The sequence below is a fragment of the Photobacterium iliopiscarium genome, assembly GCF_003026395.1.
In the GTDB taxonomy this organism is placed as follows: domain Bacteria; phylum Pseudomonadota; class Gammaproteobacteria; order Enterobacterales; family Vibrionaceae; genus Photobacterium; species Photobacterium iliopiscarium.
The window spans coordinates 376653-388872 of the sequence record NZ_PYOO01000004.1; the positions used below are offsets into that span (position 1 = coordinate 376653).

The window sequence follows — 12220 nt, forward strand, 5'->3', positions numbered from 1 at the left end:
CTAAAAGCAGCACTTTTTAGCTACTTGAATGCCGTTATTACTTCTTTTTTGGGGCAAGCATCATGGTCATTTGACGACCTTCTACACGATTAGGGAAACTTTCACAGACCGCAATCTCTTCAAGTTCTGCCTTAATACGATTAAGAAGTTCAATACCAATGCCTTGGTGGGCCATTTCACGACCACGGAAACGTAGTGTGACTTTGCCCTTGTTGCCCTCTTCTAAAAAGCGACTCAGGTTGCGTAGTTTTACCTGATAATCGCCTTCGTCTGTACCAGGTCGGAATTTAACTTCCTTAATCTGGATTTGTTTTTGGTTTTTCTTTTGCTCTTTAGCAGCCTTGCTCTTCTCGAACAGGTACTTGCCATAGTCCATCACACGACAAACTGGTGGCTCGGCATTAGGGCTAATTTCAACTAGATCCACACCAGCATCAAGAGCAACATTCATTGCTTCATCAAATGAAACAACACCAACTGATTCGCCATCAAGGCCAGTTAGGCGAACTTCACGTACGCCACGAATTTCTTCATTTAGGCGATGCGCGTTTTGCTTAACTGGTGCCTGGGTTCTTTTTCCGCCTTTAATACCTTATTCCTCCACAATATTGAGCTTACGACTGCTAATTTCTTCCTGCATAAATGCAACAAGTTCATCAATCTTAAATTTACCCAAATCTTTACCCTTGCGAGTACGAACTGCTACTACGCCTGCTTCGACTTCTTTGTCACCACAAACGAGCATGAAAGGCACTCGCTTCAAAGTATGTTCGCGGATTTTAAAGCCAATCTTCTCATTTCTCAAGTCCGCATTGACTCTAATTCCACTTTTTTTCAATTTTTCTACAATTTCTTGCACATATTCTGCTTGAGAGTCAGTAATATTCATCACAACAGCTTGCTGAGGTGCCAACCACGTAGGGAAGAAACCAGCATAATCTTCGATAAGAATACCGATGAAGCGCTCTAGTGAACCAAGAATTGCACGGTGAATCATAACCGGTGTATGGCGTTCGTTGTCTTCACCTACATATGTAGCGCCTAAACGCTCAGGTAATGCGAAGTCAAGTTGAACAGTACCACACTGCCATGCGCGATCAAGGCAATCGTGAAGTGTAAACTCGATCTTAGGACCGTAGAATGCACCTTCACCCTCTTGAATTTCAAATGGAATTTCCATTGATTCAAGCGCGGTAACTAAATCGGCTTCAGCTTTGTCCCACATTGCATCAGAACCCACACGTTTTTCAGGACGAGTAGATAATTTAACAACAATGTTATCAAAACCAAATGTCTTGTAAGTATCATACACCATTTCGATGCAAGATGTAACTTCTTGTTGTACTTGTGCTTCTGTACAAAAAATATGCGCATCATCTTGGGTGAAACCACGTACACGCATAATGCCGTGAAGTGAACCAGAAGGCTCATTACGGTGACAAGAACCAAACTCAGCCATACGCAGTGGTAAATCACGGTATGACTTAAGGCCTTGGTTAAAGATCTGTACGTGACCAGGACAGTTCATTGGCTTAATTGCGTATTCACGGTTCTCTGAACTTGTTGTGAACATTGCCTCAGCGTACTTATCCCAGTGACCAGAACGTTCCCAAAGCACACGGTCCATCATTAATGGGCCTTTTACTTCTTGGTAATCATATTCGTTCAATTTTTCACGAACAAATACTTCTAGCTCACGGAAGATAGTCCAACCGTTATGATGCCAGAATACCATACCTGGTGCTTCTTGCTGCATGTGGAATAGATCAAGTTGCTTACCAATCTTACGGTGGTCACGTTTTGCAGCTTCTTCTAGACGCGTTATATGCGCTTTCAGTGCTTTCTTATCGTGGAATGCAGTACCGTAGATACGTTGCAGCATCTTGTTATCACTATTACCACGCCAGTATGCACCAGCAACGCTTAATAGCTTGAAGTTTTGACAGAAACCCATGTGTGGTACGTGAGGACCACGACACATGTCAACGTATTCTTCATGATGGTATAAACCTGGACGATCGTCGCGAGCAACGTTTTCATCTAGGATTTCAATCTTATATGTTTCGCCACGTGCATCAAACGCATCACGCGCTTCTTGCCAGCTTACATTTTTCTTCACGACTTGATATTTAGTTTTCGCTAATTCAAGCATGCGCTTTTCAATAACATCAAGATCTTCTTGTGTTAAAGATTGCTCAAGATCGATATCGTAATAAAAACCGTTGTCAATCGTAGGACCGATCGCCATTTTTGCATCAGGGTACAATTGCTTAAGTGCATGACCTAGCAAGTGTGCGCATGAGTGACGAACGATTTCAAGACCATCAACATCATCTTTTGCTGTGATGATTTCTAGGCTTGCATCATTTTCAATAAGATCACAAGCATCAACGCGAACACCATCAACACGTCCAGCAATAGTTGCTTTCGCAAGACCGGGACCAATTGAAAGTGCAACGTCCATTGTTGATACAGCATCGTCAAATTGACGTTGACTACCGTCAGGAAGAGTAATAACAGGCATTTAAATATCCTTAAACAGTGGTGCCACACACCAAGTAGCACATGTTGAGTTAATAAAGCTTTTAGAGAAGCTTTTTAAAGAAAAAAATATTTTTACCTTGATGCCGCAATACAGAGCTACACGCTAAGATAAAAATAGGGGAACACTATACAAACGGTAACAAGATATTGCAAAGAATCCCCCTGCTTTTTTATGTTTTCTATTTAACTAAGGCGTAATTCACTACATATAATTTTTCAATACCCGGATAGATATCGTGAATAACGGCTTTTAAATCAGTTAATGTCATATTCTCTTGTTGTGCATGGAAATCATTAAGATCATTAAATGCAATCGGTTCCACTGTTAAAATATTTAAACGACAAAACCAACGCCCCTCTTCATATGTTGAAACATCAACTGTCGTACCGGGTACATAATAACTTTCAGCTTCATCACGAATAGTAATCGTTTTTTTACCTGACAAAATGTCACTTTCAAAACGTGAGAAAAATGTCATTTCCGTCGGAACTATAGTAGTGCTCATGATGGTGTCCTTTATTACCGAATAAATTTTCGGCTAGAGTAACCGCAAATATTGAAAAGTAAATGGACAATAACAAAGAAATAAAAATATTATAACGCGAATAATGATACTTCATTTTTAATATTAAAAATAATATATACTTTATTTTCAACAACCTACAACTTAGCGTTTTATCAATACCTTAAAACAGCATCAACTTCACAGATATATCTAAATAAAATGAACTAAGATGTTGATAGACAAGTTTTATCTAGTCCAATTTAATGCGTGGAGGATGCTATGTGGCAGGCTATTTCTCACCAATTGTCGGAAGTACTTGGTCGACAGTTCAAAATAAATGAACGTGAAACTCTTCAAGGTGGAGATGTTAACCAATGCTATTGTATTGGTGATGACGAACAGCGGTTTTTTATTAAACTTAATGATAAAGACCAACTTGCTGTTTTTGAAACAGAAGCAGAAAGTTTACGTATCCTCAATGAAGCAAACTGTGTCCAAGTTCCACAACTCTTTCATCTTGGCACTTGCCGTGACAAATCCTTCCTTATCTTAAATTACCTTCCCACTAAAACCATTGATGACGACGCAGGCTACAAACTCGGCCAACAACTGGCTCAACTGCATTTATGGGGTGAGCAAATTGAATTTGGCTTCGATTTTGATAATTACATTGGTCTAACACCCCAACCCAATAAATGGCGTCGCCGCTGGGATAAATTTTTTGCTGAGCAACGTATTGAATGGCAACTACAACTTTGTGCAGAAAAAGGACTTCATTTCGGTGATATTGACACCATCACCGCCAATGTCGCTCAACGTTTGAGCAATCATCAGCCAAAGCCGTCATTACTCCACGGTGACTTATGGCATGGCAATACTGCATTAACCGTCTCTGGACCAATCATTTTTGATCCTGCCACTTACTGGGGAGATCGTGAATGTGATGTTGCCATGACAGAACTATTTGGTGGTTTTCCCGCAAGTTTCTATAAAGGCTACCAATCTGTCTACCCTTTAGAAGAAGGTTATCAAGAACGTAAAGACCTTTATAATCTTTATCATATTCTTAATCACTGCAATCTCTTTGGTGGCGAATATATGGGGCAAGCACAACATATTATTGCCAAGCTTATGTTATGGGATGAATAACGTTTCTTGTTTATTGACTCGCCGTACACCAACGCTATCGCCACTCGGTGTTGGTGTGCTGTGAGTTGATATACCATAGCAATAGCACGAGTATTCGCAAAATTGATAACTACCAACTAGGATCAATAATAATATACGACACGATATATCAAACCATGCCTCTAATGTCTGTATATAAGGATCTATTATGCACAAATACTCAATGCAAAATGTTAATTGCCCCCATTGCGGTCATACCATTAATATCACCCTTGATGCGAGTGCTGGAAGTCAAAATTTTTATGATGATTGCTCTATCTGTTGTAATCCGATTCATTTAACCATGGAAGTTGATGAATTACATAAAACCATTAATCTCTTTGTTGATGCTGATGATGAGCAAATATTTTAATCTTTTTGTTTAGCGGCCATCACACGCTCAACGGTATCCACAATAGCTTGTGTTTGTGGATCGATTTCAATATTAATCACATCATTTACAGTACGATTTTTAAGATTGGTTCGGTGTAATGTTTCAGGAATCAAATTAACATTAAAACTCGCACCTTTGACCTCACCAATGGTTAAACTGATACCATCAATACCAATATATCCTTTTGCAAAAATGTATTTCATTAATTGCGACGGTACAGAAAACCATACTTGATGATTATTTTCAGAGATATTCACGGCACAAACACGAGCCGTTGCCATAATATGGCCAGACATCGCATGACCACCTATTTCATCGCCAAACTTTGCTGCCCGCTCAATATTGACATAATCCCCTTCAATGAGTAGACCCAAATTGGTCACATTTAAGGTTTCTTGCATTAAATCAAACGAAACTAATTGTTGTTCAATGTGAGTTACGGTTAAGCAACAACCATTGTGCGCCACAGAAGCGCCCAATGTTAACCCTTGTGTTAATTCATGAGATAACCGAATAGTGTGTGTTTGAAAATTCTTTTGTTTATGAATTTTCACTACTTGTGCCGTGTCTTGTATAATTCCAGTAAACATATTGAACCTTTTATACCGAGTTAACTTAACTGACCTATTATTAAGATCTTGGAATGTCGCAATATCCTATTTAAGAATACTTTCTTATTTAATAAAATAACAATTTATACAATATTTTTATCAATTGTTATTTTTTGACATTAAGGTGACACTTTACAATACGATAAGCGTATTACTTGTATGACAATAATCGTTGGCTTACTGAAGCTGCTTTTTCCTTATTTATTACACCTAGCCAATAAAAATATGCATTGAAAGGTACACTATGACTGCTGATGCCTCATCGACTGTTTCACCGTCTTCACAGCAACACCGCCCTATTTTACGAATACTGCTTATCGGCTTATTAATAGTGCTATCTGGATATTATATCTGGGTACTTTACAAAGCAATAACACCTAATGTCAGCCTTGCTTATAAGGCTTATTATATAAAAAATCAGACATTATATTGGCAACCCAAGCAACCTAATCTGACTTTAGCAATACCCAGTAATTTAAATGTTACTAACAATATCCCTAATTTATCCCGTGCTGGCTGGAGCTTTGATACTGACAACAAGATGCGCGAGCTAACGCAGCAAGGTGGCTTATATTTTACGCTATCTGCAACCCCAACAGATAACATAACAATTACGTTTACCTTAGCAAAAGCACAGCAACCAATAAAACCGCTTACGTTTATTTTTAATCATCATCAAGGCACGTTATTACCACAAGATCAGGGTAAAACGCTTATTGCTCAATTACCTAAACAACAGTTTTTACCAACATCACAGCAATTACAAGCCTTTATATTAACAACGCCAACAGCACTACAAGTGACGACAATTAACCTCACAACAGCAAACGTAAATACCTTATCTTTGTCACATAAAACTGACCATATTAAACCAACCATTGGGAACGAAAAATGAATCAAAAACCAAACCCACTTGATTATCGTTTATCGCTTATTGTGCCAGTTTACAATGAAGAAGTGGCTATTGAACCCTTCTTAAATGCGATTAATGACAAGCTCAGTAGTATTCGATCACACATTGACATTGTGTTTATTAATGACGGCAGTAAAGATAATACCCAACATGTTATTGATAAAATGATAAAACAAGATTCAAGCATCTCATTAGTCAATTTTTCGCGTAACTTTGGTAAAGAAGCGGCCATGACGGCAGGTTTAGATTATGTTCAAGGTGATGCTGCCGTCATTATGGATGTTGATTTACAAGATCCACCTGAAGTGATCCTTGAGTTTGTCGATCTATGGCTTACTGGTGACTATGACACTATTTATGGTGTACGTGTCGATCGCTCACAAGATACCTATACCAAGCGATTAACCGCTGGCGGGTTCTACCGTTTCTTTAATTTCTTATCTGCTGAAACAACACTGCCTGAAAATGCAGGTGACTTTAGATTAATTAATCGCTGCGTCATTGAAACGGTTAAACAATTACCAGAACGTAATCGTTTTATGAAAGGCTTATTAGCGTGGTCATCTTTACGTGCTACTGGCGTTAATTTCCAACGACCTGAACGTCTTGTTGGTGATACCAAATTTAATTATTGGAAATTGTGGAATTTCGCCATGGATGGCATTACCAGTTTTACCGCATGGCCTTTGCGTGTATGGGGCTTTGTTGGTTTTGGTATCTCCTTTTTATCTTTCCTCTTTTTAATGTATATCGTCATTAGCGCGTTATGTTTTGGTGTCCACACACCAGGTTATGCCTCTACTATCTCAGTGGTACTTTTTTTAGGCGGGATCCAATTAATTTCATTAGGGGTTATCGGTGGTTATGTCAGCCGTATTTATACTGAGCTGAAGCATCGACCAATTTATTTAGTAGAAGATGTATACGGTAACTATAAAAACAATCCCACACCACCTGAGCCAAAACAGAGCCCTTTAACAACGTTGAACAAGTCTAGCAATCATTATGAATGAGTCTTTTCTAAAACATTTTTGGCAGCTTAACCGTTTTGCCCTTGTTGGATTATTAGCCACTGCCGTACATTTATCAGTGGTACGGTTATACTTTTTCCAAATAGCACATCCGTCTGAATATATCGCTAATATCTTCGGGTTTAGTATCGCTTTTTTAGTCTCCTATTTTGGTCATCGCCATTTTACCTTTGCTCAAAAAGGCTCATTTTTTAAATTTTTAGCGGTATCTTTATTTGGTTTTTTAATCAATAACATTATCTTGGTGACATTGTTACAAACAGCTCATGTAAAAGGTTGGATTGCGGTGACAATTTCAACGTTATGTGTGCCAATCATTACTTTTATTTTATCGAAATTCTGGGTCTTTAAATGAATCCCCTATCGCTTACGGACATTCGTCTCACTCGTAAAGACTGGTTAAACCTGATCTTTGCTGTCATCGTTAGTCGTGTTGTTATCTACGCTCTTGGTCTTTGGGGCGTTAATATGTTCATGACAGGACATTATGCCGAACAACCATTATTACAAACCGTATGTCGTTTTGACTGTGTATGGTTTTATCGCATTATTGATAATGGTTATGATCTTGTTCCACAATGGCTTGGTCAAAAAAATGCCGCCAATTGGGCATTTATGCCATTACAGCCCTTGCTCGGGTGGGTATTCTCACACTTAACTACCTTTGAAGATCCCATTAATAATTATCGCTTTGGGTTAGCATTTGCGTCTAACCTTGCGTTTTTATTTAGTATCCCCATGGTACTAATGGTACTAAAGCAACTAAAAATCAGTGCTCTAACATGTTCTACCATGGTGTGGATATTGTGTTTTTCACCTTATACGGTTTATTCCTCTGCCGGTTATACCGAACCACTATTTATTGCATTAGTGGCTGGAGTGTTCTTATTTAGCTACCGTCAGCAATGGTTTTTAGTCGCTATTTTAGGCATGCTAGCCGCCGTTACACGTAACTTGGGCGTATTTTTAGTTTTCCCTGTATTAATTATTGCAATTCAACACTACGGTATTCAAAGTTTTGTACGCTTTAAAACACCCGCACTAAAAGTATTAGCCGCTATTTGGGTGATCCCGATTGGCTTTTTTGGCTTTATGACTTATATGTATTTTCATGTTGGGGATGCTCTAGCATTTGGACATATTCAAATAGCGTGGGGACGTCAACTGACTAATCCATTCCATTGGATAATCTTTGGTTTTGAAACAGGAGGCCCTAAATTATACCTCACCATTATGGCGTTGCTGGCTTTTGCACTTAATATTTACTTAATGGTGCGTAAATATTATGCCGAAGCACTGTTTATGTTCATTTGTTTAATACTGCCTCTTACCTCAAGCCTTAATGCAATGCCACGTTACGCCTTTGGGCTTTACCCTACCTTCCTTGGGTTAGCCTTACTTGTCGAACGTTACCCAAATATTAAGACGCCAATGCTGTGTATTTTTAGCGCCGCGAGTACCTTTATTGCAATTGGTTTCTTTGGGCACCAGTTCTTTACTGTCTAAATAAAGACAATAACTATCAACGTAACCTAACGGCCTCAATGATCTGCTATTAAGGCCGTTTATTTTTATCCACATAAAATGTTAAATATTGCTTGGCTTTGTTAGTTTTATTTATATAATCCAGCCATATTTAGAATGCATTAAATAGCGACTAACGACTATTAATTCTCTCTCTTTCTTATTTCCTCATTTTTGGAGCCTTGCTGAGTGCAAAACTACAGAAAAGAAACAACGCAACTACTCAAACTTGCTATACCCGTTTTAATTGCCTCCGTTGCCCAAACATCAATGGGTTTTGTTGATACGGTTATGGCGGGTGGCGTAAGTGCAACAGATATGGCAGCCGTTGCTGTCGCAGCAAGCATTTGGTTACCCTCAATTTTATTTGGGGTTGGCTTGCTGATGGCGATTGTTCCTATCGTTGCTCAACTTAGTGGTTCAGGAAAAAAAGAAAAGATACCATTTGAAATTCAAACCGCTTTTATTTTAGCGGTATTAATTTCAATTCCGACAATGTTGATTCTTTACAACGCGGGCATTTTAATCCACTACATGAATGTAGAACCCGTATTAGCTGAAAAGACAGTCGGTTATTTACATGCCGTCTTATTTGCCGTGCCTGCTTTCCTCTTTTTCCAAACACTTAAAAGTTTCTCTGAAGGCTTGTCGTTTACCATTCCTGGCATGGTGATTGGCTTTTTAGGATTAGTACTTAATATTCCCCTAAACTGGATTTTTGTTTACGGTAAATTTGGTATGCCAGCACTTGGTGGTGTCGGTTGTGGTATTGCAACGGCTATCGTGTACTGGTTTATGTTCTTTGCCATGCTAGCGTTTGTGTTAATTAATAAGCGTCTTAACAGTCTTAATGTTTTTGGTACGATCTACCCGCCTAAATTTGCCGCTATTAGCCGTTTGTTTAAATTAGGTTTTCCTGTTGCTGCCTCATTATTTTTTGAAGTCTCTTTATTTGCAGTAATTGCGTTATTGATCTCACCGTTGGGGCCGATGAAAGTTGCATCACACCAGATTGCGATGAATTTCTCATCCTTAGTTTATATGTTACCAATGAGTATCGCTGCTGCGGTTAGTATTCGTGTTGGTCATAAAATGGGGCAAAAAGACATTATTGGCGCTAAAATTGCCAGTCATTGTGGATTATTCGTAGGCATATCATTAGCATTTTGTACTGCAATTCTCACAGTAATTTTCCGTGAACAAATTGCCTTACTGTATACGGATAACCCCGAAGTTATTATATTTGCAAGCCAACTACTTCTATTAGCCGCCATTTATCAATGTAGCGATGCTGTACAGGTTGTTGCCGCAGGTGCACTACGTGGCTATAAAGATATGCGAGCCATCTTCTTCTGTACCTTTATCGCTTATTGGTTACTCGGATTACCGATTGGCTATATCTTAGGTATGACAGATTGGATCGTTAAACCGATGGGACCTGAAGGGTTCTGGATTGGCTTTATTATTGGCTTAACGTCTGCTGCGATAATGCTTGGTTTGCGTATGCGTTGGGTTCACAAACTTGATACGCAAAAACAAATTGAGATGTCATTACGCTAGCCATAAATTATATCTTATTAAAAAAGCGATCTTAGGATCGCTTTTTTTTGTCTAAAACAATTAAGGCAGCATATGCTTAAAGCATCTTCATTAATTGTAGAGTGTGATGAAAAGACTATTATTGCTTGTTATGTTATGCCTATTTGCTGTGACAGGTTGTAAAGAAAACCCAACCGAAGCATTACTCGACACCTACCAACAACGCCTTACTAATATATTAGACGTTGAGCCTGATACTATTCCTCCCCTAGATATACCCAGTTATCCTCAAAACCATCCCCTCAAACAACCTATTGCAGATATAACAATTGGACTATTAAATGCTTATGAATTACGTCAATGTGGTTTATTTCAATTAATTGCTGAGCGTAATTCAGTATTAGGAAAGGTGCAGGATAAAACGCGTCGACTACGCTATGAATTATTGTTTTTAAAACAACTTGAATATTGCTTAAATGTTCTCGATAGCACAGATCCATTACAACACCAGCTCAAAGATATTTATCATCAAAAACAACAGCAATTACCGCAAGTTATATGGAATATGGTATTTACAGGTCAAGAATGGCAGCAACAATTTACCTTAGGGCATCAATTACTGTCACCCCAACAATTTGGTGGCTATATAGAAAATTTAGCGGCGTTTGATTATTTAGAGACATTAACGACAACGATAATATCACGCCATATTTTCCAATATCCATTAACAACGAATAATATTGAATTATTACTCTATCATCAGCAGCAAATTCATAATACGCAATACATTGGCCAACTGTTTTATTCTATTGCGCGTATTACAACAATAATGAATACCATTACAAATCAACTTACCACTCATGAGCAAACTGTCATGTGTGGTAAAAATATCAATCAACAACAAGCCCAATATTTACGTAATGTTTTCTATAAATATTATGCCAATGATATTCAGCCATATCTCAGTAAATTAGATTCCCAATACCAACAATTACAACCGCATCTAAATAACCTGTACACCACGCTAGTTCAACAACAAATTCCGCCATCCACAACGATGAACTTGTATGCTCGCTATTATTTTCAAGGTGAACTACTCCGTCAATTTCACCAAGCAACACATGATCATGTGCACTATTGGCAACGATTATTTAAACGCTGCCAATTTAAGATTGGGCGACAATAAGTTGCTACCAACCTCAATTATCATTTTTGCTACTATTAGTTCCTTTAGAGAATAGGTAAACTACATCACATTGTAGAGGTCAGGGAAATAATAATGAAAAAACATAAAAATGAAGCAAAACTATTAAAAAAAGCTTTAGAGCTCGGTTTCACCTTTGCAAAAAAACAAGGATTTCATGATTTAGATCGCGGTGTTGGTTCAACCGATCGCGTTGAATGTATTTATCGTTTATTAGTGCAATGTAAACAAATAACGCCATTAGCTGTCGATAAAGAAGATGGCGTAAATATGAAACATAAATTAGTGCTATGGATTATTCGTCTATTACCAGAAAATCACGAACTGCTTCAATAACCCTTTTTACATAGCCACCAGTAAAATACTGGTGGCGTCCCTCACAAATAACATGCGTAACATCACATTTGCCTATTTAACCATCACCAAATTTGACCAAACTGGCTATTGTGCAAGCAAACGCACTGAATTTACTAAAAAAGTCTATTTAAACACTTGCCTAGACGAAAGTGACTCGCTACTATGCTTGTCATTCGCTGATTACGATTCAACAGTAATTAAGCTGAATTTGCTCGCTTAGCTCAGTTGGTTAGAGTACTTGCATGACATGCAAGGTGTCACTGGTTCGAGTCCAGTAGCGAGCACCAATTTTCAAATAAATGGCTTAACAGCGGTTTATAGCAGTACAATTTGCTCGCTTAGCTCAGTTGGTTAGAGTACTTGCATGACATGCAAGGTGTCACTGGTTCGAGTCCAGTAGCGAGCACCAGTTTCAAATAAATGGCTTAAC

The 12220-nt window shown here is 38.3% G+C and carries 13 protein-coding genes and 2 tRNA genes; 11 read left to right on the forward strand and 4 right to left on the reverse strand.

What is annotated here, in order from left to right:
• Nucleotides 1–37: 37 nt before the first annotated feature.
• The 3 genes from infC to yqfB all read right to left on the reverse strand — a co-directional run bounded on the left by infC (nt 38) and on the right by yqfB (nt 3050).
• Nucleotides 38–589: a translation initiation factor IF-3 gene (infC, locus tag C9J51_RS09335; protein ID WP_082064135.1), complete on the reverse strand. Its 552-nt coding sequence runs from the start codon at nt 587–589 to the stop codon at nt 38–40.
• A 3-nt stretch (nt 590–592) separates the two neighbouring features.
• Complete coding sequence (gene thrS / locus C9J51_RS09340; protein WP_045036151.1) at nt 593–2524, reverse strand: threonine--tRNA ligase; 1932 nt, start codon at nt 2522–2524, stop codon at nt 593–595.
• Between the two features lie 199 nt (nt 2525–2723).
• Nucleotides 2724–3050, reverse strand: a complete 327-nt coding sequence (gene yqfB / locus C9J51_RS09345) for a N(4)-acetylcytidine aminohydrolase (protein ID WP_045036152.1) — start codon at nt 3048–3050, stop codon at nt 2724–2726.
• A 279-nt stretch (nt 3051–3329) separates the two neighbouring features.
• Here yqfB and C9J51_RS09350 point away from each other — a divergent pair, with 279 nt between their 5' ends.
• Both C9J51_RS09350 and C9J51_RS09355 read left to right on the forward strand, forming a co-directional pair.
• Nucleotides 3330–4199, forward strand: coding sequence for a fructosamine kinase family protein (locus C9J51_RS09350; protein ID WP_045036153.1), 870 nt, complete (start codon nt 3330–3332; stop codon nt 4197–4199).
• Nucleotides 4200–4386: 187 nt separating this feature from the next.
• Entirely contained in the window at nt 4387–4590 is a 204-nt protein-coding gene (locus C9J51_RS09355) for a CPXCG motif-containing cysteine-rich protein (protein ID WP_045036154.1), read from the forward strand.
• Here C9J51_RS09355 and C9J51_RS09360 read toward each other — a convergent pair.
• Nucleotides 4587–5201: a riboflavin synthase gene (locus C9J51_RS09360; protein ID WP_045040253.1), complete on the reverse strand. Its 615-nt coding sequence runs from the start codon at nt 5199–5201 to the stop codon at nt 4587–4589. The genes C9J51_RS09355 and C9J51_RS09360 overlap by 4 nt on opposite strands.
• Nucleotides 5202–5466: 265 nt before the next feature.
• On the opposite strand from C9J51_RS09360, the gene C9J51_RS09365 reads away from it, so the two are divergent.
• The 9 genes from C9J51_RS09365 (at nt 5467) to C9J51_RS09405 (ending at nt 12199) form a co-directional block, all read left to right on the forward strand.
• Nucleotides 5467–6117: a hypothetical protein gene (locus C9J51_RS09365; protein ID WP_052668104.1), complete on the forward strand. Its 651-nt coding sequence runs from the start codon at nt 5467–5469 to the stop codon at nt 6115–6117.
• Nucleotides 6114–7148, forward strand: a complete 1035-nt coding sequence (locus C9J51_RS09370) for a glycosyltransferase family 2 protein (protein ID WP_045040252.1) — start codon at nt 6114–6116, stop codon at nt 7146–7148. Before C9J51_RS09365 ends, C9J51_RS09370 begins: the two co-directional genes overlap by 4 nt.
• On the forward strand, nt 7141–7521 hold the full coding sequence (locus tag C9J51_RS09375) for a GtrA family protein (protein WP_045040251.1): 381 nt from the start codon (nt 7141–7143) through the stop codon (nt 7519–7521). The genes C9J51_RS09370 and C9J51_RS09375 overlap by 8 nt, the downstream gene beginning before the upstream one ends.
• Nucleotides 7518–8672 (forward strand): membrane protein, encoded by a 1155-nt coding sequence (locus C9J51_RS09380; protein ID WP_045036158.1) that lies wholly within the window; start codon nt 7518–7520, stop codon nt 8670–8672. The genes C9J51_RS09375 and C9J51_RS09380 overlap by 4 nt, the downstream gene beginning before the upstream one ends.
• 207 nt (nt 8673–8879) lie before the next feature.
• Entirely contained in the window at nt 8880–10250 is a 1371-nt protein-coding gene (locus C9J51_RS09385; RefSeq protein ID WP_045036159.1) for an MATE family efflux transporter, read from the forward strand.
• 106 nt (nt 10251–10356) lie between these two features.
• Nucleotides 10357–11415 carry a DUF3080 domain-containing protein gene (locus tag C9J51_RS09390; RefSeq protein WP_244907426.1) on the forward strand — a complete coding sequence of 353 codons (1059 nt, stop codon included), beginning with the start codon at nt 10357–10359 and terminating at the stop codon, nt 11413–11415.
• A 93-nt stretch (nt 11416–11508) separates the two neighbouring features.
• Nucleotides 11509–11769: a DUF5062 family protein gene (locus C9J51_RS09395; protein ID WP_107274984.1), complete on the forward strand. Its 261-nt coding sequence runs from the start codon at nt 11509–11511 to the stop codon at nt 11767–11769.
• A gap of 231 nt (nt 11770–12000) precedes the next feature.
• Nucleotides 12001–12077 (forward strand) — tRNA-Val (locus C9J51_RS09400).
• Between the two features lie 45 nt (nt 12078–12122).
• Nucleotides 12123–12199 (forward strand) — tRNA-Val (locus C9J51_RS09405).
• The last annotated feature ends 21 nt before the right edge of the window (nt 12200–12220 follow it).